We start from the raw sequence: 22,826 nt of genomic DNA on the forward strand, positions 1-22,826 counted from the left end.
CACCGTTCTGGTTAGCCAGAGGGGCCGGGTGCGTCACCCCTTTTGTGGCCTTGCGATCGCGGTTTGGACCGCCCACGTCCGCATCTGACGCGCCCCTGTGCTATGCAGCCGCTTTCGCCGGTCAGACCCGGACGGATCGGAACCGTTTTTTTGCTACCCAATCGGTCGATCTGCACGGTCTGCACGGTCGGCACACATTTTTTCTTCGCTCGATGACGCCCATGACTGCCCCCGCCCACCGCCTGTCGGTGGCCCCCATGATGGACTGGACCGACCGGCATTGCCGGGCCTTTCACCGTGCGCTGAGCACGCGGGCGCTGCTCTATACCGAGATGGTCACGGCCCCGGCGGTGCTGCACGGCGATCGCGAGCGGCTGCTGGGCTTCGATGCGATCGAGCATCCGGTGGCGCTGCAGTTGGGTGGCTCGGACCCGGAGCAGTTGGCTGAGGCCGCGCGGATCGGCGCGGCCATGGGCTATGACGAGATCAACCTGAACGTCGGTTGCCCGTCCGACCGGGTCCAGTCCGGCCGGTTCGGAGCCTGCCTGATGAAGGAGCCGGAACTGGTCGCCGACTGCATGGCGGCGATCCGATCGGCTGTCGATCTGCCCGCGACCGTCAAATGCCGGATCGGCGTGGACGATCAGGACCCGGCCGTCAGCCTGTTCGCCACGGTGGATGCCAGTGCGGCGGTGGGGGTGAGGACCTTCGTCGTCCACGCGCGCAAGGCCTGGCTGAGCGGCCTGTCGCCCAAGGAGAACCGCGACGTGCCGCCGCTGGACTACGCCCTGGTCCGGCGGCTGAAGGCCGAGCGTCCGCACCTGACGATCTGTATCAATGGCGGCATAGCCTCGCTCGACGCGGCCGAGGCCCATCTGGACGATGCCGATGGCGTGCGGCTCGACGGCGTCATGCTGGGTCGGGTCGCCTATCACGAGCCGGCCCTGCTGGGTCAGGTGGATCGGCGGCTGTTCGGCGCGGAGACCCCCGATGTCGATCCGTTCACCGCCATCGACCGTTACAAGCCCTATCTGGCGGCGCGCCTGGCTGAGGGTTGGGGCCTGCACGCCATGACCCGGCATATGCTGGGGCTGATGCATGGGCGGCCGGGCGCGCGGGCCTTCCGCCGCATCCTGACCGTCGAGGCGATCCGGCCGGGTGCGGACCTCGAAGTCGTCCAACGCGCCGTCGAGGCTGTGCGCGAGGCCGAGGCTCGACGCGAGCGGGTCGGGGAGGCGGCCTGAGCCCGACAGGGTAAACCCGGCATTAAGGCTGTTCTGGGCATCTGTGCCGCATGACCCGCGCCCTTCTGATCGCCCTGTCCGTCGCCACAGCCCTGACCGTTGCCGGCACGGCCGAGGCGCAGGGGAGGGGCCGCTCTCCCATCACCGCCGCCCTGAACCTGGGCACGCCGGGGGTCGGGGTGGAGGCGCAGCTGTCGCTGGGGCCGGTGTTCGTGGTGCGCGGCGGGCTGGATACCCTGGGCGTCCAGTTCGACCAGAGCTACAGCGACGTCGACTACAAGGGTCGGTTCGACTTCGACACCGTCTCCGCCTTCGTCGACCTGCATCCCTTCGCCAACGCCTTCCTGATCTCGGGCGGGGTCTATGTGGGCGACCGGACCATCGACCTGAACGCCACGCCCAATGCGCCGGTCGAGATCGGCGGGGCGACCTTCACCCCGGCCCAGGTCGGCACGCTGAGCGGCCGGGTCAAGCTGTCGGACACCGCGCCGTTTCTGGGCATCGGCTGGGACGACAGCTTCTATCGCGACAGGCGCTGGGGCCTGCGTGGCATCGTCGGCGTGGCCTATAGCGACGAGCCCCAGGTCGGGCTGGACTCGACCGGCGGCACCCTGTCGAACGACCCCACCTTCCGCGCGCGTCTTGCGCAGGAGGCGGCCGACATCCAGGAAGACGCCAAGGACCGGGGCCTGTTCCCCGTCGTCCAGCTGGGCGCCACGGTTCGGTTCTAGGGTCTGAGCGTCAGGCCCGTCGGTCGGGCCTCGAAGGCCGACAGCCGCCCCAGATAGCTCATGCCCAGCAGGGAGTGGGGCAGGCCCTTCTCGACGACCAGCGCCTGGACCTTCTCGACCCGCGCACCGCCGACGGCGACGTGGGCCAGCTCGATGGTGGCGGCGCTGGCGGGTCCCGAGGCCGTTTCCACTGTCTGGGTGAAGTCGGCGGGTGTCAGTCGCAGGCCCAGGCGAAGCGCGTCGTCGCGCGTCAGGGCGACGACGCTGGCCCCCGTATCGACTAGGACGCGGATGGCGCGGCCGTCGATGTCGGCCTCTGCCCAGAAGTGACCGTCGGGGCTCTTGGCGATCTGGGCGGGCTGTCCGGGGACGGCGCGCGGCGTCGGCGCGGCGGCGACCGGCACGATCAGGGTCGCGGCCTCGGCCTCGCGCGGGGACTGATGGCTCAGCACCCAGGCGACGCTCAGCGAGGACACCGTCGCCATGCCCATGACGATCGCGGATTGCAGGTCGAAACGCACCAGGGGAACACCTACGCCAACCGGCTGCTTCTGCGGCCGACCCATACCCTGCACCACCGGCGTTGGGATGCGGTGAACCGAGATGGCTGACGGCGGGTTAACGCCTCAGGCCCCGCGCAGGGCCGGATCGATCCGGTCGCGACGCGCAGGCAGTTCGCTCATGATTTCAGTGCGCTGGTCGTCGCTCAAGCGGCTCCATTCCGCGATTTCGGCCAGGGTCCGATAGCAGCCCAGGCAAAGGCTGGAGGCGCCATCCACCACGCAGACCTTGATGCAGGGCGTGGCGATCGGGCGTGGCGGCTGTGCGACAGTCAGCGACATGTTTGCGAAATATACTCCGAAGCCGGACTAAAAACTTGCATTATCCGCCGCATGTGCGAAGGTGTCATCGACGCGAAACGACTAAGAGGGTGAGAGCCCCTGCAAGCACGACGCGTCTCTTTTCATCGTTCAGCGAAAGGAGACGCCACCATGAACGACCGAGACAAGAACCTGCAACATGCCATGATGTCCTTTGCCCTGTGGGGCGGGATGCTGGTGAACACCAAAAGCCCGCGCGCGAATGATCGCGTGGTCAGCCATCCTTCGAACTTCGTGCCGTTCCGGTTCGACAAGAAGGCCTGAAGTCAGCGCCTGAATGCAGAAAGCCCCGGCCGACGGCCGGGGCTTTCGCTTTTTGTCAGCGGGGCCGATCAGGCGGCCGGGTTGGCCGCCTGCATGGAGCGGCTTGCCGGGACGCCCACGCTGGGAGCGCGCGCCGCGCCGGCCGTCTGGCCCGGCTTCATGAACTTGACCAGCACCCGCTGCCCGATCAGCAGGGGCGCGTCTCCGGCCGAGACCACGACCTCGACCACCCGTTCGTCCGAGCGCTGCGAGGGATCGTCGGACGCCAGCTTCCTGGCCCCGAACACGGCCGCGCGACGCAGCACCGAGCCGATGTAGACCTTGGTCGGATCGCCCTCGGGCGTGATCTCGACGGCCTGGCCGACCGTGACATTCGGAATGTCGCTTTCGACGATCTCGGCGCGGGCGATGCGGGGCGCGTCGGGTTCCAGGTCGAACATGGCCGAGACGTTCAGGGTCGAGGCACCGGCGCCGGGGTTGGCATAGCGACGGGCGATCCGGCCCGACGTCGGGGCGCGGATGACCGTCAGCTCCTGATTGTACTGGGCCTGAGCCAATTGGGCGCGCGCGGTCTGAACGGCGGCAGCGGCCGACCCCATCCGGGCCTGGGCGGCGGCGATGGCATCACGGGCCTGATCCAGACGCTGGGCGGCGACGAAGTTGGTGGCGACCAGCTGCTCAAGCCGGTTGTACTCGCGCTGGGCGGTGTTGATGTCGACGCGGATGGCGGCCAGCTGGCTCTCGGCCTGGTTGACAGCGGCGCGGCTGGACTGGACGGCCAGGCGGGCTTCGTCGTCCTCCTGGCGGGCCAGGATCTGGCCGGCGGTCACGCGGTCGCCTTCCTGGACCAGGACTTCGCGGATGATGCCGCCCCGACGCGCGGCGACGGAGATGATGCCGCCCTCGACGTCCACCTTGCCGTTGGCGATCGCGGCATAGGGACTTTCGACCTTGGTCGCCTCGGCCTTTTCGGCTTCCGCCTTCTTGGCCGCGCCCGCGCCCTTCAGGGCCACGAAGCCGACGACGATGACGATGATCAGCAGGATGCCGATCCAGAGCCATTTGTTCTTCAGGAAGGCGGGCATGCGGGTGGGTCCTCGAAAAGGCGTCTAGTGCGAGCCGAGCGTGGCGTTGGGATTGGGCGTCCGACGCTCGTCGGAGATGATGATGCCGTCCTCGATCTTGATGACCCGGTCGGCCCATTCCTCCAGGCGAGGGTCGTGGGTCACGCAGATCACGGCTGCCCCGTGTTCGGTGGCGGCGCGGCGCAGCAGGCGGATGACCACCTGGCCGTTCTCGCCGTCGAGGGCGGACGTCGGTTCGTCGGCGAACAGGATCTGAGGGTCCTTGGCCAGGGCGCGGGCGATGGCGACACGCTGCTTTTCCCCGCCGGACAGGGCGGACGGCCGTTGGTGAAGTCGCTTGCCCAGGCCGACCTCTTCCAGCGCCAGAGTGGCGCGTTTTTTCGCCTGGTCGGAGGTCAGGCCCTGGAACTTCAGCACGGTCGTGACCTGCTGCAGGGCGGTCAGGGCCGGGAACAGGTTGAAGCCCTGGAAGATGAAGCCGCAGTGATCCAGGCGGAACCTGTCGATCTTGCCCGACGACAGCTTCCACAGGTCATCGACGTCCAGCGTATCGACGCGGCCCTGCTCGGGGCGAAGCAGCCCGCTGAGCGCGGCGATGAGGGTGGACTTGCCGGAACCGGACGGTCCCATGACCATGGTCAGGTCGCCGTGCCGAGCGTCGAAATCGACGCCCTTCAGCACCTCGACATAGGCCTTGCCCGACTTGAACCGCTTGATCAGGCCCTTGGCCTCGATCGCGAAATCGCCGTGCTTGCCATGGGCGGTTGTGTGCTTGGTCATCGCAGCAGGTCCGCGGGCTGGCTGTTCTTGAGGACGCCGAGCGACAGCAGGCCCGACACCATCGCGATGGAGATCAGCCCGCCACCGACGGCGATCAGGGCCGCCGGCTGAAGCGCGATCAGAACCCCCTGGGTGGCGGCGAACAGGGCGACCAGCCAGGTCAGGCCGACGGCGGCCGCGACGCCGACCACGCCGACCCAGAAGCTGAGCTCGACCACGATGCGGCGCAGCGATCCCATGCCGACGCCCAGGGCCCTCAGCGAGGCGAACTCCTTGATGTTGGCCATAATGGCCCCGCGCAGGGTCTGCCAGGTGATGGCGACGCCGATGATGATGCCGACGACGGTGACGCCGCCCAGGATGATGATCAGCGGCCCCTGTTCGAACATGGCGCTCTGGTTGGCGTCGGCCAGGCTCTGGCGGGTCCAGGCCTTCCACTGTCCGTTGCCCATCTGGTTCAGTTGGGCGGCCACGATCGCGGCGCGTGATGGGTCGCGCAGCTTGACCATCAGCGGCCCCACGCGCGGCCCGGTGTCGGCCTGCCCCACCATCCGCAGGGTGTCGCGAGACATGACGACCGTGGACTGCATCATGTTGGGATAGCCGCGCAGGACGGCCGCGACCGTCACGGTCTGCCCGTTGTAAAGCGCCTTGTCCCCCAGCTTGACCCCCAGGGCCTTCAGCGCCGTTTCGTCGATGGCGACGGTATAGGGCTGGCGCAGGGCCTCGACCAGTTCGGGCGAGTAGTCGGTGGGGATGGTCACCGCGCCGGGCGTCGTGTCGATGATGGAGGCCTGGACGAAGTTCTGTTTCGGTGCGCCTTCGCGGGCGCGGTCGGCGGCGGACTTGGTGGGGTCGACATCCTTGATCGACTGGAAGCTTCCGCCGGCCCCGTCTAGGGGTTGCACCTCGACCACCTCGGGATGGTTGTAGGCCAGGGGGATGAAGCGGCGCGGCACGCCCGACGGTCCGCCGATCAGCGACTTGGCCCCCGGCTGCATGATGATGACGTCGGCGCTGGATCGCTCGATCGTGGCCGTGAAGCCCTTGCCGATGCCGATGAAGACGCCGGCCATTCCGAGCACCAGCAGGCCTGACAGCGCCAGCGCCATCACGGCGGCCATGTAGCGGCGCCACTCATAGAGCAGCGTGGAAAGCGCGAGCGACATTGTGTCTCGAAGGTCCCTGACTTGCGCCCTGTGTGAGGCCGAGCGGGGTTCGCTCCAAGTTAAATCGGGGTAAGACAGCAGCCTTGGTATAGTCACGCTTGCGAGCGCCCCGCGCCGGGGCCTAGCTAGCGGCCGACAGAAGACAGCCGCCGGTCCGTCCGGCGAACGGGAGACGATCCATGAGCCTGCGTACCCTCAGCGCCGCGACCTCGGGCCTGGCCCTGGCCGTCGCCGCCATCGGCTTCCAGCCGACGACAGCCCGTGCCGACGAGGGCATGTGGACCTTCGACAACTTTCCGATCGCGGCGGTGAACACACGCTACGGCACCCACATCGACCAGGCCTGGCTGGACCGGGTCCAGAACGCGGCGGTGCGCATCAACGGCTGTTCCGCGTCCCTGGTGTCGGGCGAGGGCCTGATCCTGACCAACCACCACTGCGTCGTCGGCTGCGCCCAGGACCTGTCGGACGCGCAGAACGATTATGTGAAGAACGGCTGGATGCCGGCCACGCGAGAGGAAGAAAAACAGTGCCCCGGCGAGACCGCCGAGATCCTGACCGACATCACCGACGTCACCGATCGCGTGCTGGCGGCCGGCAATGGGCTGGAAGGCGCGGCCTTCGTCCAGGCCCGCGCGGCAGAGACACAGGCCATCCAGCAGGAAGTCTGCGGCGACGACGTGAAGCTGACCTGCCAGGTCATCAGCTTCTTCCGGGGCGGTCAGTACAAGCTGTACAAATATCGCAAATACGAGGACGTCCGGCTGGCCTTCGCACCGGAGTTCCAGGCGGCTTTCTTCGGCGGCGATCCGGACAACTTCAACTTCCCCCGCTATGCGCTCGATGTCGGCATGCTGCGCATCTATGAGGACGGCAAGCCGGTCGAGACGCCCAACCACCTGACCTGGAACGCCGAAGCGCCCAAGGTCGGCGATCCTGTGTTCGTGGCCGGCAATCCGGGATCGACCTCGCGTCTGCTGACCATCAGCCAGCTGGAGCGCCTGCGCGATCAGGTCCAGCCCCTGAGCCTGATCCAGTCGTCCGAACTGCGCGGCCGGCTGCAGCAGTGGTCGTTCACCGACGCGGAAACGGCGCGCGTCGCGGTCGATCCGATCTTCGGTCTGGAGAACAGCTTCAAGGCCACCTACGGACAGGAACAGGCCCTGCTCGATCCCGCCTTCCTGCAGGCGAAACGCGACGAGGAGGCCCGTATCCGTGCGGGCGTCGCCGCCGACCCGGCGCTGGTCGCCCGTATCGGTGATCCGTGGGGTGATCTGGAGCGGATCCAGGCCCAGGCGAGCGAACTGTATCTGCCGTATCGCCAGCTGGAAGCCTCCGCCGGCGGGGGCTCGACGCTTTACCAATATGCCAAGGCCATCGTCCGCGCGTCCAAGGAACACGCCAAACCCGCCGCCGAGCGTCGTCCAGGCAACAGCGACGCCGACCTGGCAGCCCTCGGGCGCCGGCTGTCGACCGAGGTCCCGATCACGCCGGGGCTGGAAGAGGTCTATCTGACCTTCTGGCTGTCCAAGACCCGCGAATACCTGACCGTCGACAATGCCGACGTCAAACGCCTGCTGGGCCGCGAAAGCCCCGAGGCCCTGGCCCATCGTCTGGTCACGGGCACAGGACTGGCCGATCCGGCGCGCCGGGCCGAGCTGCTGGCCATGACACCGGAACAGCTGGCCGCCTCGGGCGACCCGATGATCGAGCTGGTCCTGAAGAACGACGATGCGGCGCAGGCGCTGCGGGCCGGCTGGGAAGCGACCGTCTCGGGGCCGACCGCGCGCGCGGCCGAAAAGGTCGCCCAGGCCCGGTTCGCGGTGTTGGGTCCGAACCAGTATCCGGACGCGACCTTCTCCCTGCGGCTGTCCTATGGTGCGGTGCAGGGGTGGACCTATCGCGGCACCGAAGTTCCGGCCTTCACCTATATGGGTGGCCTCTACGACCGCGCGACCGGCTCGCAGCCGTTCGTCCTGGCCGGCAAGTTCGAGGAGAACGAGGACAAGGTGAACAAGGAGACGGTCTACGACTTCGTCTCGACCAACGACATCATCGGCGGCAACTCGGGTTCGCCCGTGATCAACGCCGACGGCGAAGTCATCGGCGCGGCCTTCGACGGGAACATCCACTCGCTGGGCGGAGCCTTCGGCTACGATGGCGAGCTGAACCGCACGGTGACGGTCTCGACGGCGGCCATCACCGAGGCCCTGCGCAACGTCTACAACCAGCCCCGCCTGCTCGAAGAGCTGGGGGTGCGGTAGGCTCGAGCCGTTTCCTTATCCCCTTGTGGGAGAAGGTGGCCGAGCGAAGCGAGGTCGGATGAGGGGTGACACTCGCTGTCGCCGGTGTTTGTCTGATCTCGCATCCCGTCCGGGTCTTCGTACCCCTCATCCGTCAGCCTTTGGCTGCCACCTTCTCCCGCAAGGGGAGAAGGACAGGAACTGATCCATGCGCCTGATCCTCGCCCTGACCACCGCCCTGACCGTCGCCGCCACGGGGGCGCGCGCCGAGGAAGGCATGTGGACGTTCGACAACTTCCCCATCGCGCGGGCCAATGCGACGCTGGGAACGCATATCGACCAGGCCTGGCTGGACCGGGTGCGGCTCAGCTCCGTGCGGTTCGGCGGGTGTTCCGCCGGCATCGTGTCGGGCGAGGGTCTGGTCATGACCAACAACCACTGCGTGGCGACCTGCGTCGCCAACCTGTCGACCCAGGCGCGGAACTATGCCGAGACCGGCTTCACGCCCCGCAATCGTGAAGAAGAGGCCAAATGCCCGGGCGGCACGGCCGAGGTGCTGACCGACATCACCGACATCACCGAGAGGATGCACGCGGTCGGTGCCGGACTGACCGGCCAGGCCTTCACCCAGGCGCGCGACGCCGAGGCCGGGCGGATCGAGCAGGAGGCCTGTGGCACCGCGACCGACAAGCGGTGCCAGGTCGTCAGCCTGTACCGGGGCGGACAGTTCAAGCTCTACACCTACAAGAAATACACCGACGTCCGTCTGGCCTTCGCGCCCGAGGACCGGGCCGCGACCTTCGGCGGGGACCTGGACAACTTCAGCTTCCCGCGCTTCGCCATCGATGCGGCCTTCATCCGTCTGTACGAGAACGACGCCCCGGCCCAGACCCCGACCCATTTCACCTGGAACGCCGCCAAGCCGGTGGAGGGGACGCCGGTCTTCGTGTCCGGTTCGCCCGGCGCGACCCAGCGGCTGCTGACCATGGATCAGCTGGCGACCGTGCGGGACGTGGTTCTGCCGATGGACCAGCTGATCGCGTCGGAGCTGCGCGGACGGCTGATCCGGTTCAGCGAGGAGTCGGAGGAGAACGCCTTCATCGCCATGGACCCCATCGTGGGGCTGGAGAACACCTACAAGCGGGGTCTGGGCCGGATGCGGGCGCTGACGGATCCGGCCTTCATGGCGTCGCGCGCCGAGGCTGAAACCGACTTTCAGCGCCGCGTCCGGGGGGCCGATGTCGAGGTGCGTGGAGCCCGTGTCACGACCGGGCCGGGGAACGTGGCGGTTCAGCTGAACAGCAACGACCCATGGCGGGCGCTCAGCGAAGTGCAGCCGATCGCGCGCGAGCTGTACCCCGCCATGGCGCTGCTGGAGGGCGGTACCGGTGTCGGCACGACCTCGGTCGCCGGTGGGTCGCAACTGTTTCAATGGGCGCGGACCCTGGTGCGGGGCGCTCAGGAGCGGGCCAAGCCCTCGGCCGAGCGCCTGCCCGAATACGGTGACGCGCGCCTGTCGTCGGTGCAGTCGGCCCTGTTCGCCGAGCGGCCGACCTATCCGGCGCTGGAACAGGTGCGGATGGAATGGTGGCTGTCCAAGACGCGCGAGTGGCTGACGGTCGACCATCCCGCCGTGCGTGGCCTGCTGGGCCAGGAATCGCCCGAACAGCTGTCGGCGCGTCTGGTCGAGGGCACCAAACTGGCCGACCCCGCCGTGCGGCGCGCTCTGTGGGAGGGTGGCCTCGCCGCCATCGAGGCATCGGACGATCCGATGATCCGGTATCTGCTGTCGATCCAGGACGAGACCCGTGCCATCCGTGCCGACTGGGAGACGCGGGTGCAGGCCCCGACCGACCAGGCGTCCGAGCGACTGGCCACGGCCCGGTTCGAAGCCTATGGCGACACCGTCTATCCCGATGCGACCGGTACACTGCGGCTGACCTACGGCAAGATCGAGGGATCGGACGTGCCGGGCCAGCGGTGGGGACCCTTCACCACGTTCGCCGGCCTGTGGGACCGGGCGACGGGGGCAGCACCCTTCGACGTCGCGCCCAGGCTGCTGGCGGCGAAGGACCGCATTCCGGCCGACGCCGTGCTGGACATGACCGTGTCGTCCGACACCATCGGCGGCTCGTCCGGGTCACCGGTGGTCAATGCGGCGGGCGAGATGGTGGGGGCCAATTTCGACTCCACCGTGCTGAGCCAGCGCAACGCCTATGGCTATGACCGCAACGTCAACCGCAGCGTGATCGTGACCACGGGCGCGGTGACCGTGGCCCTGCGCGACGTCTACGGCATGGACGGGCTGGTGGCGGAGCTGGGCGCGCGTTGAGCGGACTGACGACGCGGGCGGGCACGCTCGACGACCTGCCCGCCCTTCACCGATTGATAGAGCGCGCCTATCGCGGCGAGACGGCCAAGGTCGGCTGGACCAACGAGGCCGACCTGCTGGACGGGCAGCGCACGGACGTCGAGGAGCTGACCGCGATCCTGACCGACCCGGCGCGGATCATGCTGGTGGGCGAGGACGAGGGCGCGATGGTGGCCTGCCTCCAGCTGTTCGACGAGGGTGGCGGCACGGCCTATCTGGGCATGCTGTCGGTCGAGCCCGAACGACAGGCAGGGGGCGTCGGCCGGTCGATGATCGCGGCTGCAGAGACCGAAGCCACGACCCGCTTCGGGGCCCGGACGATGCGTATGACCGTCATTCGCCAGCGCCCCGAGTTGATCGCCTGGTACGAACGCCGGGGCTATTCCCTGACGGGCGAGACCGAGCCGTTTCCGCTGAGTGACGAACGTTTCGGCCTGCCCAGGCGGCAGGATCTCGAATTCGTGGTGCTTCAGAAAGGCCTGCCCGCGTTCAGATGACGATCGGATTTCGGCTGCTAATGGTTCAGCCAGTAGACGAGTCCGGCCCAGAACAGCAGGCACAGCAGTATTCCGGTGCCGTATCCTATAATTCGAGGCCAGTGCGGCCGAAAAGGTCGGCCGTTGCCGCGTCGCTTGCGCATCCAGACCCTCCGTCCGGTAGAATCCGATCGCTCTTCGAGTCGTCGGATTCTTTATGCAGCAAGGCGTAAGACAAGGGATTGAGAGGGTGCAAGTGGGAAAATCGCCAATTTCCCAATGATCATTGCCACCGTGGAGCTCGTCTTCGTGCCTCTACCGGTCATGCCGGTCTGACTGTGCATGAAATCATTCGCGATCCTGCCGCTGTGCTTCAGGCCTTCTCAGCCAACGACCGACGAGCCGTCTCGAAATACTGCCAGCCGGTCCAGACGGTCGCGATGGCGGCGAACCAGATCAGGCTGTCGGCGAACAGCTGGAAATAGGGCAGGAACTCGAAGTCCAGGCCGAAGCCATCCCAGTTGCGGGCGAACAGCTGGCAGCCCAGGGCGACCAGTTGGACGGTCGTCTTCCACTTGGCCAGCAGGGTGACCTCCAGCCTGACACGACCGGCGATGGTCTCGCGCAGGGCCGAGACGGCGAATTCGCGGAACAGAATCAGTCCGCATGGAATGGCGATCTGGGGCACCGAGCCGGATGTCAGCACGCCCAGGATGGCCCCCGTCACCAGCACCTTGTCGGCGATCGGATCCAGGATCGCGCCCCAGCGGGTCTCCGAATGCCAGCGCCGCGCCAGGTATCCGTCGACCCAGTCGGTCGAGGCGGCGACCACGAAGATGTAGAAGGCCGCGCGGTACAGGCCGAACTGATCCTCGGGGCTCAGATAGGCCGACAGGATCGGCACGCCCCCCGTAGCCCCGGCCAGGATGAGGAACATCACCACCCCCGCGGCCAGCCGCAGGCCGGTCAGGATGTTGGGGATCGGATTGGCGTGGTGGGTGTGGGGCACTGAGCGACTTTCAGGCAAGATTTTTGAAGCGGGACGCCAGCGCGGGATGCAGCGGGTCGGCGAAGGGGTTGGCGATGATCATCCCTCGAAAGATGAAGCCCTCCTGCATATCCTCGGAGAGCAGGAATGTGCAGCCGGCTTCGGCGGCGACGCAGACCACCAGGGCATCCCAGATCTGGAACTCATGGTTTCGCGCCAGGTTCAATGCGTCGGCAAAAGCTGTTGGCGAATGAACCGTGAAAACAAGCGCCTCGATCCAAGAGCGGACGATAGCAGCGGCCTCTTCTCTGGACCGACGATCCTTGCGATGCAGGACGTTATAGAGTTCGCCAGCCACCTGGCTCGGCATCACGATGTCCGTTGCGTCCATCGCGCTGATCAGGCGTCGGGCCCGGTTCTGTCTGGCCTTGTCATTCACGCCGGTGGCATAGGCGAGAATGCTTGTATCAAGCGCGATCTTCACTCGTATCCATCGTCGCGTGTGACCCGCCCAAGGTTCTGGACTGGACGCTCGGAGAGTTCATCGAGCAGCCTCTTCAGCTTGCGGTTTTTCTCGACGCGATCGGCTTCGGGTCCATCAATGGGAACCATTTTGATCACGGGCCTGCCTCTGGTCGTCACGACGTAGGTTTCCCCGCTGGCGACTTCATTGAGCACGCGGGAAAACTCGCGGTTAGCATCCGTGGCTGAGATCGACCGTTCCATAGGCTGACAGTAGTGGATTTCACTACTTTTCGCAATCAGGCCAGGGGTTCGAACCTCGGAGCCGAAGTCAGGGCGCGCAGCATGCCCTCGGCGATGCCGAAATGCAGGCCGGTCAGGGTCAGGGTGCCGGCGGCCTCTCGCTCCGCGATCCACGGGAAGGTGCGCAGGTTTCGCAGGGACAGGCGAACGACGGCCTCCTCGGACGCCTGCTCGACCTCCGCCGGATCGACGGTTTCGGCGACATGGCGGACGACGGGCGTGCCCTGGGCGATCCAGGGGGCGACGAAGTCCTGGACGCTGTCGGGCGCGCCGTCGCGCATGGCGGCGACACCGCCGCAGTGGGCGTGGCCCATGACGACGATGCGGCCGACCTTCAGAACCTTGACCCCGAACTCCAGCGCGGCCGAGACGCCGTGCAGCTGGCCGTCCGGCTCATAGGGCGGGACCAGGTTGGCGACATTGCGGACCACGAACAGCTGGCCCGGCGCGGCGTCGAAGATCAGGGCGGGGTCGGCGCGGCTGTCTGAACAGGCCACGATCAGGGTGTGCGGCGTCTGGCCGTCGGCGGCCAGGGCTTCATACTCTGCCTTGGCGGCGGGCCAGTGATCGGCGCGGAAGCGACGGTAGCCGGAGATCAGGGGGTCGGTGGAATCGTCTGACATGGTTGCGGTATAGGCAGTCTGCGGCGCGAAGTGGAGATGGGCTGTCGTCAGGCGGGACGTTTCTTGCCGTCGATCAGCACCGCCTGCTGCCAGCGGCTGGGGGCCTTGTCGGTGCGGTGGATACAGCCGGCCCAGCAGCAGGGACGGCCCTTGCCCTCGAGCATCTCTTCAAGCGTTCGTCCAATGCGGCGTTCGCGGGTCCTGGGCTGTTTGGCGTCCTCGACCCAGCAGATGAACTCGTTGCGACCCAGCGGCGTCAGCGTCTGCCAGAGGGTCAGCGCCTGCGGGTCAGATCGCAGGGCGGCTTCCAGGTCGGGCCCGACGGTGTGAACCGTGCCCTGGGCGAGTTCGGTCATCGAAAGCCTCGTTTCGGTCGCGCCATCCTAGCGCTGCGCCTGCGGATGGAAGAAGCCGTAAATCCGCTCGGCGAGCGCCCGATTGATGCCTTCGACCTTTTCCAGGTCGACGATGGCGGCACGGCCGACGCCCTTGGCGGAGCCGAAGGCGTGCAGCAGGGCCTTCTTCCGGCCCGGGCCGACGCCCTCGATCTCGTCCAGCGGGTTCTTCTTGATGTCCATCGAGCGGCGCGTTCGGTGCGCGCCGTTGGCGAAACGGTGGGCCTCGTCGCGCAGCCGCTGGATGTAATACAGGGCCGGCGATTTCAGCGGCAGCATGAAGGGCGGCTTGCCGGGGACGAAGAACCGTTCCATCCCGGCGTCGCGGTCTGGTCCCTTGGCCACGCCGACAGCCAGGATGTCGTCCAGACCGAGGTCAGCCAGCACCGCCTGGACCTCGGCCAGTTGCCCGGCCCCGCCGTCGATCAGCAGCAGGTCTGGGCGGACGACCTCTTCGGTGCCTTCCTCCTCGTCCTTGACCAGACGGCCGAAGCGGCGACGCATGACCTCGCGCATCATGCCGTAGTCGTCGCCGGGGGTCAGATCGACGCCGCGAATGTTGAACTTGCGATACTGCGACTTCTGGAAGCCCTCGGGCCCTGCGACGATCATGCCGCCCACCGCATTGGTCCCCTGGATGTGGGCGTTGTCGTAGACCTCGATCCGCTCGGGCCGACTGTCGAGACCGAAGGCCTCGCAGACCTCGTCGAGGATTTTGCCCTGGGCCGAACCCTCGGCCATCTTGCGGCCCAGGGCTTCGCGCGCGTTGGTCAGGGCGTGATCGACAAGGGACGTCTTGTCCCCGCGCAGAGGCCGCTCGAGCGAGACGACCCGGCGGCCGTCCGCCTCCTTTGCCTTCATTGAAAATGCCTCTTCCAGCAGTTCCTTCTCGAACGGGACGACGTTGGACAGGATCAGGCGCGGGACCGGCTTGTCCTCGTAGAACTGGCCCAGGAAGGCCGACAGGATTTCGGCGTCGGTATCCGACCGGTCCACGCGAGGAAAATAGGCGCGGCCGCCCCAGTTCTGGCCACCGCGATAGAAGAAGACCTGCACGCAGGCCTGGCCGCCTTCGGAGAACAGGGCGAAGACGTCGGCCTCGGCCACGCTGTCGGCGCTGACGGAGTTCTCCATGGCGATGGCCGACAGGGCGCGGATGCGGTCGCGGACGCGGGCGGCCTGTTCGAAATCCATGGCCTCGGCCGCCGCCGTCATCTCCTCGGACAGTCGGCCGATGACGGCGCGCGACTTGCCGCGCAGGAACAGCGACGCCTCCTCGACCAGGTCGCCGTAGTCTTCAAGGCTGATCAGCCCGGTGCAGGGGGCCGAACAGCGCTTGATCTGGTGCAGCATGCAGGGGCGGGTGCGGGTCTCGTAGACGCTGTCGGAACACGACCGCAGCAGGAAGGCCTTCTGAAGCGTGTTCAGCGTCCGGTTCACCGCCCAGGTCGAGGCGAACGGCCCGAAATAGTCACCCGGCGTCGTATGCGACCCCCGATGCTTCCGAACCTGAGGCGCGCGGTGGTCCTTCCGGATCATCAGCTCGGCGAACGACTTGTCGTCCCTCAGCACGACGTTGAAGCGCGGCTTCAGCTTCTTGATGAAGTTGGATTCCAGCAGCAGCGCCTCGGTCTCGGACGCTGTGACCACCAGCTCCATCGAGCGGGTCAGGCTGACCATCAGACCGATGCGCTGAGTGTGGAACCGCCCCTGCGCATACTGCAGGATGCGCTTCTTGATCGAGCGCGCCTTGCCGACATACAGGCAGGTCCCGTCCTCGCCATACATGCGATAGACGCCCGGCTTGTCCGGCGCGCGCCGGGCCTCGTCGCGGATCAGCTCGGCGGCGACGAGGGGAAGCGGCGAATCGGTGATCGGGGCGTCGGCGGGCATCAAGGGGAATATAGGCGGCGCGGTTCGAACCGTCAGGCGTCCAGTTTGCCCTTCGCGTGATCCGCGTCGAAGACGACGGATTTGTCGGGCTTCTTCGCCTCGAGCCCCGGCCGGCCGAGCCGATGCAGGATGTGGCGGATGATGTTCAGGCGCGCGGTCTTCTTGTCGTCGGTGGCGATGACCGTCCAGGGCGCGGCCTTGGAGTGGGTCTGCGCCAGCATCGTGTCACGCGCGGCCGAATAGGCGTCCCAGCGCGTCTGGGCCTCCGCATCCAGCGAAGAGACCTTGAAGCGTTTCAGCGGGTCGGTCGTCCGCTCCTCCAGCCGCCTGGCCTGTTCGCCCTTGGAGATGTCGAGCCACAGCTTGATCAGGATGATGCCCGACGCCGTCAGCATCTTCTCGAAGCGGGGCGCATCGTCCAGGAATTGGGCATGTTGTTCGGGCGTGCAGAAGCCCATCACAGGCTCGACCCCGGCCCGATTGTACCAGGACCGGTTGAACAGGACGAACTCACCCGCCGACGGCAGGTGCGGAACGTAGCGCTGGAAATACCACTGGCCGGCCTCCTTCTCGGTCGGCTTGGGCAGGGCGACGACGCGGGTCTGGCGCGGGGATGCGTATTCCGTGATCCGCTTGATGGCCCCGTCCTTGCCGGCGGAATCGCGGCCTTCGAACACCACCAACACCTTCAGTCCCGTTTCGATGGCCCAGGCCTGGGTGGCGACCAGTTCGATCTGAAGCGCCTCCAGTTCGGCGTCGTAGTCGTGTGATTTGCCCATGGCGGTCGCTCCGTGTCTTTCGACAGGTTAGGGTGATCGCGCATGAAACGCGACTTCGCCGATTTCTGGAACCTGATGTGGGAGGCGGTGCTCGGTGTTTGCGCCGCCTTCGCCCTGTTGAACGCGTTCGCGCCGCCGCAGGACCTGTTCTGGAAGCCGCTGGATCTGAACCGGCCCGTCGGTCAGGCCACGGCGGCCAAGGTCGCCGATTTCGTCGTCACGCCCGCCGCCGCGCCTGAGGAGATCAAGGGCGCGACCGATGCCTGTATCCAGACCCTGCGCGACGCCGGGGTCGAGGTGCGGCGGGCCGAGGATCGCGACGACGGCGGCTTCTGTCAGGTGCGGGGCGCGGTCACGATCACGGGCGGTGCGGTCACGCCGCTGAAGCCCGGCGGCCTGACCATGCAGTGTCCGCTGGCCGTGCGGTATGTGATCTGGGACCGCCAGGTGCTGCAGCCCGCGGCTCAGGCGGTCTATGGGTCTCGCGCTGTGGCGGTGAACAACTACGGCACCTACGCCTGCCGCCGCATCTATGGCTCGACCGACGTCGCCGACCGGCCAAGCGAGCACGCCCGCGCCAATGCCCTGGATGTCGCCTCGGTCACCCTGGCCGACGGGCGGACCGTGTCTGTCGAGGCGGACTGGAAGGGTGACGGACCGCAGGGGGCGGAGGGGTCGGTCTTTCTGAAGCGGCTGCGCGACGGGGCCTGTCAGGTCTTCTCCACGGTGCTGACGCCTGACTATAACGATGCCCACAGGAACCACCTGCATCTTGACGGCGCGCCCAGATCCCTGTGCGTCAGGGGGCCGCGTTAGCCACGCTCGCCTGGACGGCGAATCAATTCGTGTTGACCGGACCTTGAGTCCGAGAGAAAACACCCCTGCAATCCGGATTTCGCGTGGGGTCCAAACCTGCGTTTCGCTCCTTCTACCGAACGAGCTGTCCAGATGGGTTGTCGGGCCCCCTCGTAAGGGCGTCCGCCTGGAAAAGCGCGTTTATGGAGACGCAACAATGGCGACCGGTACGGTCAAGTGGTTCAACCCCACGAAGGGCTTCGGCTTCATCCAGCCCGAAAGCGGCGGCGCCGATGTGTTCGTTCACATCACCGCCGTGCAGAAGGCTGGCCTGACGGGCCTCGATGAAAACGCCAAGGTTTCGTACGAGCTGGAATCCCAGCGCGGCAAGACCTCGGCCGTGGATCTGAAGCTGCTCTGATCCTACAAGGATCGGGTCGCTGAAGGACCATCAGGCGGGCGCGGGACCTTCGGGTGCCGCGCCCGTTTTCGTTCTGCTGGACCCCACTCTACTTGACCATTGCGCCAGCACGATCGCGCACAGGACCAGCGCCCCGCCCAGGGCCTGAACGGGGGCGAGCGTCTCGCCGAAGATCAACCAGCTCAGGCCCGCCGCGACCAGCGGCTGTATCAGGATCGTCACCGCCGTGATCGAGGCGGGCAACCGCCCCAGCGCCCAGGCGACCCCGCCCTGACCCGCCACATGCATCAGCCCCATGGCCACGCAGGCGGCCCAGCCTGCGGCTGTCGCCGGGATCATGCTTTCACCCAGCAGGAGGGCCACTCCGCCCATCAGAGGCAACCCGGCCAGGGTGGCCCAGAAGGTCACGCGCAATGCCCCGGCCGTCGTCCGCGCCAGCTTCACCATCAGGAAATAGCCCGCGTACCAGAAGGACACCGTCAGCGAGAGAATGTCGCCCAGGATCGGGTTCGTGCCCTGTCCGCCCTCCGCCGCCGCCGCCATGGCGAACGCCCCGCCCATGGCCAGGGCCAGCGCCAGGATGAACAGCCGGGCGGGCCTCTCCTTGAAGAACAGCCAGCCGATCAGGGTCACGACCACCGGCGTCAGGTTGCACAGCACCGTGGCGTTGGCGACCGAGGTCATGACGATGCCGTAGTGCCAGAACGACAGGTCCAGCGCGAAGAACAGCCCCGCCAGCAGCATCCATTTCGACGGCCGCGCGATGCCTTCGCCGCCGGGTCGTGACAGGATCAGGAATAGCAGCGGCAGGGCGAAGGCGAAGCGCCAGAACCCGGCCGCCGCCGGCCCCGTCTCGGTCAGCCGCACCAGGATCGGTGCCAGCCCCAGGATGCTGGCGGAGACCAGCACGACAAGCAGCGGAATCAGGCGGGGGGCGGGGGTGGTCATTCGCGGTCGCTTAGACCTTTCCCTCTCCCGGCGGGAGAGGGCTTGAGCACACGATCACGCAGTGATCGTCCTTGTGCGAAAGGGTGAGGGGTTGATCGTGCGAAGGGGCGAGGGGGTGCCCCTCACCCTTTCGGCTAGGCGCATCGCTACGCTCTGCGAGCCTCAAGCCCTCTCCCGCCGGGAGAGGGAAAATCCGCCAAACCCCAACTCAGCCCTCAGCTCTTCGGTGGTCACGCCCGCTTCCCGAAGCGCCATGATCGTCACCGACCCGTTCCGTTTGGCGTAGCGTTTCCCGTCAGGCCCCAGCAGCAGCGGATGATGGCGATAGACCGGTGTGGGCAGGTCCAGCAGGGCCTGTAGCAGCCGCTGGATGGAGGTCGCGGGGATCAGGTCCTCGCCCCGTACGACATGAGTGACACCCTGCAGCGCGTCGTCGACGACGGAAGCGATGACGTATCCGGCGCCGATGTCCTTGCGACCCAGAACCATGTCGCCCAGCGCTTCCGGCCGCGCGATCCGGACGCCGGGCGTGGCCGTCTCCTCGACCCAGGTCAGGGCCTCGAAGCCGCCCAGTCGCTCGCGCGCGGCCGCCAGCGACAGCCGCCAGGCGAACGGGTGTCCCGCCGCCAGGCGCTCGGCCTCCTCGGCCGGGTCCAGCGGTCCGCCGAAAAAGGCATGGGCATCGGCAGGATCGTCGGCGTGGGGCGCGACGCCCGCCAGGGCCATCAGCTCCTTTCGGGTGCGAAAGCAGCGATACAGCACGCCCTGGCCCCGCAGCCGCTCCAGCGCTGCGTCATAGGCCGCGCGGTGGTCGGATTGACGCCGGACCGGCCTTTCCCAGTCCAGCCCCAGCCATGTCAGGTCTTCCAGCAGGGCCGTCTCGTATTCGGGGCGGCACCGCGTGAAGTCGGTGTCCTCGATCCGCAGCAGGAATCGCCCGCCAGCCTCTCGTGCCGCTGTCCATGCCGTCAGCGCCGAACAGGCGTGCCCCCGGTGCAGCAGGCCGGTGGGAGAGGGGGCGAAACGGGTGACGAAGCTCATTGCGTGACGCACAGACCCAGCGGTTTTCGGCCGCCGTCGTCCGGAGCGGCAGACGTGGGGGTGATCGAGCGGGCGAGATCGTCCAGACTGGGCATGGCCGGACGCTACCGTTCCACGGCCGCGCTTGTCGACAAGGACCGCATGCCTATCACGCCCGATGAACTGGCCGCCGCGCGACAGACCCTGGCTCGCCTCGACCCCGCGCTGGCGCGCGCCCATGCCCAGACGCCACCGTTCGAATGGCGGGTGCGAGAGGGTGGGTTCGTCGGCCTGTTCCGCATGATCGTGGAGCAGCAGGTGTCGGTGGCCTCGGCGGCGTCGGTCTGGGCGCGACTGCAGGCGGGGCTGGGCGAGATCACGCCCGCGAACCTGCTGGCCCATGACCTGGACAGTCTGCGCGGCATGGGGCTGTCGCGGCAGAAGGCGACCTATGGCCAGGGGATGGCGCGGGCGCAGATGGAGGGCACCATCGATCTGGAGCATCTGGCGACGCTGGATGACGCCGCGGCGATCGAGGCCCTGGTGTCGCTGAAGGGCGTCGGCCTGTGGACGGCGGAGGCCTACCTGTTGCTGTGCGAGGGGCGGACCGATGTCTTTCCGGGTGGCGACGTGGCCCTGCAGGAGGCGATCAAATGGGCCGATGGGACCGAGACGCGGCCGGACACAAAGGGGGCGTATGCCCGGGCCGAGATCTGGCGACCGTGGCGCGGGGTGGCCACCCACCTGCTCTGGGCCTGGTACACCAGCGTGAAGAAGGGCGAGATCGTGCTGGATGACGGCCCTCAAGCAGCCGAGCGCCGCGCGCGAGGCGATAAGGACAACGCGGCATGACGGCCCTTGTCGATCCGGCCCTGCTGACGCCCGCACTCGCCCATCCGGAGACGGTGCTCGGCGCGCTGGATTTCTCGGGCGTCGCCGTATTCGCCGCCACCGGAGCGTTGGCGGCGGCGCGCGAGAAGCACGACCTCGTCACCTTCGGCTTTTTCGCCGCCATCACCGGTGTGGGCGGCGGGACGCTGCGCGACCTGCTGATCGATGCGCCGGTGTTCTGGGTGCAGGACTGGCGCTACATCGCCGTCTGCCTGGCCAGCGCGGCGGTCGTCTGGATCATCGGGGCCGGGGCATGGCGGTTCCGGGCGCTGCTGTGGCTCGATGCGATCGGACTGGGGGCCTATGGCGTGCTGGGCGCCGCCAAGGCCGAGGCGTTCGGCGTGCCGCCGCTGATCTGTATCGTCATGGGGGCGCTGACGGCCTGTTTCGGAGGCATCGTGCGCGACATCCTGGCGGGCCAGCCGTCGATCCTGTTGCGTCGGGAGATCACCGTGTCGGCGGCCCTGCTTGCGGCCACTGTCTATGTCATGGCGCGTCTGCTGGGGCTGGAAAACTGGCCCGCCGCCGCCATCGCAGCGCCTGCCGGGTTCGCCCTGCGCGCCGGGGCCCTGCGCTATGGTTGGAGCCTTCCCGCCTTCCCCGGAGGCTTCGTGCGCAAGGGCTAGTCACGAAACCGATGCAAGCCCGTCATGGCGGCGCGCACGAATCGGGGATAGGCTGAGCCCACCAGAGAGAAGGAGCGACGTCTTCAGTCCTATTTCCTCGACCAACCCCGGCGTGAGCGGGAGGACCTGATGCAGGTGCTCCACAAGCCGCCGTCCGGCTATCCGGCCCTGGTGCTGAACGCCGATTTTCGCCCGCTGTCCTATTACCCCCTGTCGCTTTGGCCGTGGGAAGAGGCGGTGAAGGCGGTCTATCAGGACCGCGTGGACGTCGTGTCCGTCTACGACAAGGTCGTGCGCAGCCCGTCGATGGAGATGGCGATCCCCAGCGTGATCGCGCTGAAATCCTATGTCGACCAGAACCGCAGCCCGGCCTTCACCCGCTTCAACGTCTTCCTGCGCGATGGCTTCACCTGCCAGTATTGCGGCGACACCGCCGAGCTGACGTTCGACCACGTCATCCCGCGCAGCCGGGGCGGGCGCACGACCTGGGAGAATATCGTCGCCGCCTGTTCGCCCTGCAATCTGAAGAAGGGCGGGCGCACGCCCCAACAGGCCCACATGCCGGTCCGCCGCGCGCCCCATCGGCCCAATGCCTATCAGCTGCAGGACGCCGGCCGCCGCTTCCCGCCGCACTATCTGCACCAGAGCTGGCTGGACTACCTCTACTGGGACATCGAGCTGGAGCCCTGACGCCGGACGCGCTGACGCAGTTCCACATTCCGCCCCCAGAAGCTCTTGCAAGTCATTCGCAATATGTGGCACAGGCGGAGGGTGACCGACGCCGCCTCCGACATGCCCGCCGCGACACCCGCCCGCGCCCCTTCGATGAACGGGACGCGTGCCTTCTGGCTGAAGCAGCTTCACCGCTGGCACTGGATATCGGCCGGGCTGTCGCTGGCCGGGATGCTGCTGTTCGCCATCACCGGCATCACCCTGAACCACGCCGCCCAGATCCCGGCCGAGCCCGTCACGGTCGAAACCACGGCGACCCTGCCTGCGCCCCTGCTGGCGCGGCTGTCGGATTTCCCGGCCGAGACGACCGATCCCATGCCCGACGCCGTCGCGCGCTGGGCCGCCGATGAACTGAAGGCCCCCGTCGTCGGTCGCCCGACCGAGACCGCGCCGGACGAGATCTATGTCGCGCTGAAAGGTCCCGGGGCGGACGGCTGGCTGACCATCGACCGGGCGACCGGCGAGGCGGTGCGCGAGACGACGACGCGCGGCTGGGTCGCCTATCTGAACGACCTGCACAAGGGGCGCGACACCGGCCCGGTCTGGTTCTGGTTCATCGACGTCTTCGCCGCCGCCTGCGTGGTTTTCGCCGTCACCGGCCTGACCCTGCTGTGGCTGCACGCCCGTAACCGCGCCTCCACCTGGCCCCTGGTCGGACTGGGCATCGCGGTGCCGGTCGTCATCGCCCTGATCTTCATCCACTGAC

General features: G+C 67.4%; 26 protein-coding genes. 12 read left to right on the forward strand and 14 right to left on the reverse strand.

Annotated elements, in window-relative coordinates; translation table 11 throughout:
* The first annotated feature begins 221 nt into the window (after positions 1-221).
* Both dusA and AC1DW4_RS01550 read left to right on the forward strand, forming a co-directional pair.
* Positions 222-1,244, forward strand: a complete 1,023-nt coding sequence (gene dusA / locus AC1DW4_RS01545; protein WP_477015478.1) for a tRNA dihydrouridine(20/20a) synthase DusA — start codon at positions 222-224, stop codon at positions 1,242-1,244.
* Between the two features lie 50 nt (positions 1,245-1,294).
* Positions 1,295-1,975, forward strand: a complete 681-nt coding sequence (locus AC1DW4_RS01550) for a hypothetical protein (protein ID WP_477015479.1) — start codon at positions 1,295-1,297, stop codon at positions 1,973-1,975.
* On the opposite strand, the gene AC1DW4_RS01555 is transcribed toward AC1DW4_RS01550, so the two are convergent.
* Positions 1,972-2,496 (reverse strand): TIGR02281 family clan AA aspartic protease, encoded by a 525-nt coding sequence (locus AC1DW4_RS01555; protein ID WP_477015480.1) that lies wholly within the window; start codon positions 2,494-2,496, stop codon positions 1,972-1,974. The genes AC1DW4_RS01550 and AC1DW4_RS01555 overlap by 4 nt on opposite strands.
* Before the next feature lie 105 nt (positions 2,497-2,601).
* Positions 2,602-2,817 (reverse strand): DUF1289 domain-containing protein, encoded by a 216-nt coding sequence (locus AC1DW4_RS01560; protein WP_477015481.1) that lies wholly within the window; start codon positions 2,815-2,817, stop codon positions 2,602-2,604.
* A 150-nt stretch (positions 2,818-2,967) separates the two neighbouring features.
* On the opposite strand from AC1DW4_RS01560, the gene AC1DW4_RS01565 reads away from it, so the two are divergent.
* The gene (locus AC1DW4_RS01565) at positions 2,968-3,120 is read left to right on the forward strand and encodes a hypothetical protein (RefSeq protein ID WP_477015482.1); all 153 of its coding nucleotides are present in this window, start codon (positions 2,968-2,970) and stop codon (positions 3,118-3,120) included.
* Between the two features lie 68 nt (positions 3,121-3,188).
* Here the strand turns inward: AC1DW4_RS01565 and AC1DW4_RS01570 are convergent, their stop codons facing one another.
* From AC1DW4_RS01570 to AC1DW4_RS01580, 3 genes are read right to left on the reverse strand one after another with little or no spacing between them, the layout of a single operon-like run.
* On the reverse strand, positions 3,189-4,205 hold the full coding sequence (locus tag AC1DW4_RS01570) for an HlyD family secretion protein (RefSeq protein ID WP_477015483.1): 1,017 nt from the start codon (positions 4,203-4,205) through the stop codon (positions 3,189-3,191).
* Positions 4,206-4,229: 24 nt separating this feature from the next.
* On the reverse strand, positions 4,230-4,985 hold the full coding sequence (locus AC1DW4_RS01575; RefSeq protein WP_477015484.1) for an ABC transporter ATP-binding protein: 756 nt from the start codon (positions 4,983-4,985) through the stop codon (positions 4,230-4,232).
* Positions 4,982-6,154, reverse strand: a complete 1,173-nt coding sequence (locus AC1DW4_RS01580; RefSeq protein ID WP_477015485.1) for an ABC transporter permease — start codon at positions 6,152-6,154, stop codon at positions 4,982-4,984. Before AC1DW4_RS01580 ends, AC1DW4_RS01575 begins: the two co-directional genes overlap by 4 nt.
* 179 nt (positions 6,155-6,333) lie before the next feature.
* Between AC1DW4_RS01580 and AC1DW4_RS01585 the strand changes: the two genes are divergently transcribed.
* From AC1DW4_RS01585 to AC1DW4_RS01595, 3 genes are all read left to right on the forward strand, one after another.
* A complete protein-coding gene (locus tag AC1DW4_RS01585) occupies positions 6,334-8,418 on the forward strand; it encodes a S46 family peptidase (protein ID WP_477015486.1) in 2,085 nt (694 codons plus the stop codon).
* A gap of 187 nt (positions 8,419-8,605) precedes the next feature.
* Complete coding sequence (locus tag AC1DW4_RS01590) at positions 8,606-10,729, forward strand: S46 family peptidase (protein ID WP_477015487.1); 2,124 nt, start codon at positions 8,606-8,608, stop codon at positions 10,727-10,729.
* Entirely contained in the window at positions 10,726-11,265 is a 540-nt protein-coding gene (locus AC1DW4_RS01595) for a GNAT family N-acetyltransferase (RefSeq protein WP_477015488.1), read from the forward strand. Before AC1DW4_RS01590 ends, AC1DW4_RS01595 begins: the two co-directional genes overlap by 4 nt.
* 352 nt (positions 11,266-11,617) lie before the next feature.
* Here AC1DW4_RS01595 and pgsA read toward each other — a convergent pair whose 3' ends face one another.
* Genes pgsA through ppk2 form a run of 7 tightly spaced genes read right to left on the reverse strand, consistent with a single transcriptional unit; the run spans position 11,618 to position 16,687 of the window.
* Complete coding sequence (gene pgsA / locus AC1DW4_RS01600) at positions 11,618-12,253, reverse strand: CDP-diacylglycerol--glycerol-3-phosphate 3-phosphatidyltransferase (protein WP_477015489.1); 636 nt, start codon at positions 12,251-12,253, stop codon at positions 11,618-11,620.
* A gap of 10 nt (positions 12,254-12,263) precedes the next feature.
* A complete protein-coding gene (locus tag AC1DW4_RS01605; RefSeq protein ID WP_477015490.1) occupies positions 12,264-12,716 on the reverse strand; it encodes a PIN domain-containing protein in 453 nt (150 codons plus the stop codon).
* Positions 12,713-12,958, reverse strand: coding sequence for a type II toxin-antitoxin system Phd/YefM family antitoxin (locus AC1DW4_RS01610; RefSeq protein WP_477015491.1), 246 nt, complete (start codon positions 12,956-12,958; stop codon positions 12,713-12,715). Before AC1DW4_RS01610 ends, AC1DW4_RS01605 begins: the two co-directional genes overlap by 4 nt.
* 35 nt (positions 12,959-12,993) lie before the next feature.
* On the reverse strand, positions 12,994-13,620 hold the full coding sequence (locus tag AC1DW4_RS01615; RefSeq protein WP_477015492.1) for a carbonic anhydrase: 627 nt from the start codon (positions 13,618-13,620) through the stop codon (positions 12,994-12,996).
* A 47-nt stretch (positions 13,621-13,667) separates the two neighbouring features.
* A complete protein-coding gene (locus tag AC1DW4_RS01620) occupies positions 13,668-13,976 on the reverse strand; it encodes a YdeI/OmpD-associated family protein (RefSeq protein ID WP_477015493.1) in 309 nt (102 codons plus the stop codon).
* A gap of 27 nt (positions 13,977-14,003) precedes the next feature.
* Complete coding sequence (uvrC, locus tag AC1DW4_RS01625; RefSeq protein ID WP_477015494.1) at positions 14,004-15,908, reverse strand: excinuclease ABC subunit UvrC; 1,905 nt, start codon at positions 15,906-15,908, stop codon at positions 14,004-14,006.
* A gap of 32 nt (positions 15,909-15,940) precedes the next feature.
* On the reverse strand, positions 15,941-16,687 hold the full coding sequence (gene ppk2 / locus AC1DW4_RS01630; protein WP_477015495.1) for a polyphosphate kinase 2: 747 nt from the start codon (positions 16,685-16,687) through the stop codon (positions 15,941-15,943).
* Between the two features lie 42 nt (positions 16,688-16,729).
* Between ppk2 and AC1DW4_RS01635 the strand changes: the two genes are divergently transcribed.
* On the forward strand, positions 16,730-17,503 hold the full coding sequence (locus tag AC1DW4_RS01635) for an extensin-like domain-containing protein (protein ID WP_477015496.1): 774 nt from the start codon (positions 16,730-16,732) through the stop codon (positions 17,501-17,503).
* A gap of 196 nt (positions 17,504-17,699) precedes the next feature.
* The gene (locus AC1DW4_RS01640) at positions 17,700-17,903 is read left to right on the forward strand and encodes a cold-shock protein (protein WP_077356590.1); all 204 of its coding nucleotides are present in this window, start codon (positions 17,700-17,702) and stop codon (positions 17,901-17,903) included.
* Between the two features lie 30 nt (positions 17,904-17,933).
* On the opposite strand, the gene AC1DW4_RS01645 is transcribed toward AC1DW4_RS01640, so the two are convergent.
* Positions 17,934-18,851 (reverse strand): DMT family transporter, encoded by a 918-nt coding sequence (locus AC1DW4_RS01645; RefSeq protein WP_477015497.1) that lies wholly within the window; start codon positions 18,849-18,851, stop codon positions 17,934-17,936.
* 162 nt (positions 18,852-19,013) lie between these two features.
* Positions 19,014-19,892 carry a tRNA glutamyl-Q(34) synthetase GluQRS gene (gluQRS, locus tag AC1DW4_RS01650; RefSeq protein WP_477015498.1) on the reverse strand — a complete coding sequence of 293 codons (879 nt, stop codon included), beginning with the start codon at positions 19,890-19,892 and terminating at the stop codon, positions 19,014-19,016.
* 141 nt (positions 19,893-20,033) lie between these two features.
* Between gluQRS and AC1DW4_RS01655 the strand changes: the two genes are divergently transcribed.
* From AC1DW4_RS01655 to AC1DW4_RS01670, 4 genes are all read left to right on the forward strand, one after another.
* Positions 20,034-20,723 (forward strand): DNA-3-methyladenine glycosylase family protein, encoded by a 690-nt coding sequence (locus tag AC1DW4_RS01655; protein ID WP_477015499.1) that lies wholly within the window; start codon positions 20,034-20,036, stop codon positions 20,721-20,723.
* The gene (locus AC1DW4_RS01660; protein WP_477015500.1) at positions 20,720-21,388 is read left to right on the forward strand and encodes a trimeric intracellular cation channel family protein; all 669 of its coding nucleotides are present in this window, start codon (positions 20,720-20,722) and stop codon (positions 21,386-21,388) included. Before AC1DW4_RS01655 ends, AC1DW4_RS01660 begins: the two co-directional genes overlap by 4 nt.
* 129 nt (positions 21,389-21,517) lie before the next feature.
* Positions 21,518-22,078: an HNH endonuclease gene (locus AC1DW4_RS01665; protein WP_477015501.1), complete on the forward strand. Its 561-nt coding sequence runs from the start codon at positions 21,518-21,520 to the stop codon at positions 22,076-22,078.
* An 81-nt stretch (positions 22,079-22,159) separates the two neighbouring features.
* Positions 22,160-22,825 carry a PepSY-associated TM helix domain-containing protein gene (locus AC1DW4_RS01670; protein WP_477015502.1) on the forward strand — a complete coding sequence of 222 codons (666 nt, stop codon included), beginning with the start codon at positions 22,160-22,162 and terminating at the stop codon, positions 22,823-22,825.
* The last annotated feature ends 1 nt before the right edge of the window (position 22,826 follow it).

The sequence above is a fragment of the Brevundimonas sp. P2_A6 genome (genome assembly GCF_056404975.1).

What these genes read in the sequence shown, in the direction of transcription:
- AC1DW4_RS01590 (WP_477015487.1), top strand. Translation starts at nt 8,606, where the DNA reads ATGCGCCTGATCCTCGCCCTGACCACCGCCCTGACCGTCGCCGCCACG.
- AC1DW4_RS01665 (WP_477015501.1), top strand. Translation starts at nt 21,518, where the DNA reads ATGCAGGTGCTCCACAAGCCGCCGTCCGGCTATCCGGCCCTGGTGCTG.
- AC1DW4_RS01575 (WP_477015484.1), bottom strand. Translation starts at nt 4,985, where the DNA reads ATGACCAAGCACACAACCGCCCATGGCAAGCACGGCGATTTCGCGATC.
- AC1DW4_RS01640 (WP_077356590.1), top strand. Translation starts at nt 17,700, where the DNA reads ATGGCGACCGGTACGGTCAAGTGGTTCAACCCCACGAAGGGCTTCGGC.
- uvrC (WP_477015494.1), bottom strand. Translation starts at nt 15,908, where the DNA reads ATGCCCGCCGACGCCCCGATCACCGATTCGCCGCTTCCCCTCGTCGCC.
- AC1DW4_RS01645 (WP_477015497.1), bottom strand. Translation starts at nt 18,851, where the DNA reads ATGACCACCCCCGCCCCCCGCCTGATTCCGCTGCTTGTCGTGCTGGTC.
- AC1DW4_RS01655 (WP_477015499.1), top strand. Translation starts at nt 20,034, where the DNA reads ATGCCTATCACGCCCGATGAACTGGCCGCCGCGCGACAGACCCTGGCT.
- ppk2 (WP_477015495.1), bottom strand. Translation starts at nt 16,687, where the DNA reads ATGGGCAAATCACACGACTACGACGCCGAACTGGAGGCGCTTCAGATC.
- AC1DW4_RS01615 (WP_477015492.1), bottom strand. Translation starts at nt 13,620, where the DNA reads ATGTCAGACGATTCCACCGACCCCCTGATCTCCGGCTACCGTCGCTTC.
- AC1DW4_RS01585 (WP_477015486.1), top strand. Translation starts at nt 6,334, where the DNA reads ATGAGCCTGCGTACCCTCAGCGCCGCGACCTCGGGCCTGGCCCTGGCC.
- AC1DW4_RS01565 (WP_477015482.1), top strand. Translation starts at nt 2,968, where the DNA reads ATGAACGACCGAGACAAGAACCTGCAACATGCCATGATGTCCTTTGCC.
- AC1DW4_RS01580 (WP_477015485.1), bottom strand. Translation starts at nt 6,154, where the DNA reads ATGTCGCTCGCGCTTTCCACGCTGCTCTATGAGTGGCGCCGCTACATG.
- AC1DW4_RS01610 (WP_477015491.1), bottom strand. Translation starts at nt 12,958, where the DNA reads ATGGAACGGTCGATCTCAGCCACGGATGCTAACCGCGAGTTTTCCCGC.
- AC1DW4_RS01560 (WP_477015481.1), bottom strand. Translation starts at nt 2,817, where the DNA reads ATGTCGCTGACTGTCGCACAGCCGCCACGCCCGATCGCCACGCCCTGC.
- AC1DW4_RS01550 (WP_477015479.1), top strand. Translation starts at nt 1,295, where the DNA reads ATGACCCGCGCCCTTCTGATCGCCCTGTCCGTCGCCACAGCCCTGACC.
- AC1DW4_RS01570 (WP_477015483.1), bottom strand. Translation starts at nt 4,205, where the DNA reads ATGCCCGCCTTCCTGAAGAACAAATGGCTCTGGATCGGCATCCTGCTG.
- gluQRS (WP_477015498.1), bottom strand. Translation starts at nt 19,892, where the DNA reads ATGAGCTTCGTCACCCGTTTCGCCCCCTCTCCCACCGGCCTGCTGCAC.
- AC1DW4_RS01635 (WP_477015496.1), top strand. Translation starts at nt 16,730, where the DNA reads ATGAAACGCGACTTCGCCGATTTCTGGAACCTGATGTGGGAGGCGGTG.
- AC1DW4_RS01620 (WP_477015493.1), bottom strand. Translation starts at nt 13,976, where the DNA reads ATGACCGAACTCGCCCAGGGCACGGTTCACACCGTCGGGCCCGACCTG.
- AC1DW4_RS01660 (WP_477015500.1), top strand. Translation starts at nt 20,720, where the DNA reads ATGACGGCCCTTGTCGATCCGGCCCTGCTGACGCCCGCACTCGCCCAT.
- dusA (WP_477015478.1), top strand. Translation starts at nt 222, where the DNA reads ATGACTGCCCCCGCCCACCGCCTGTCGGTGGCCCCCATGATGGACTGG.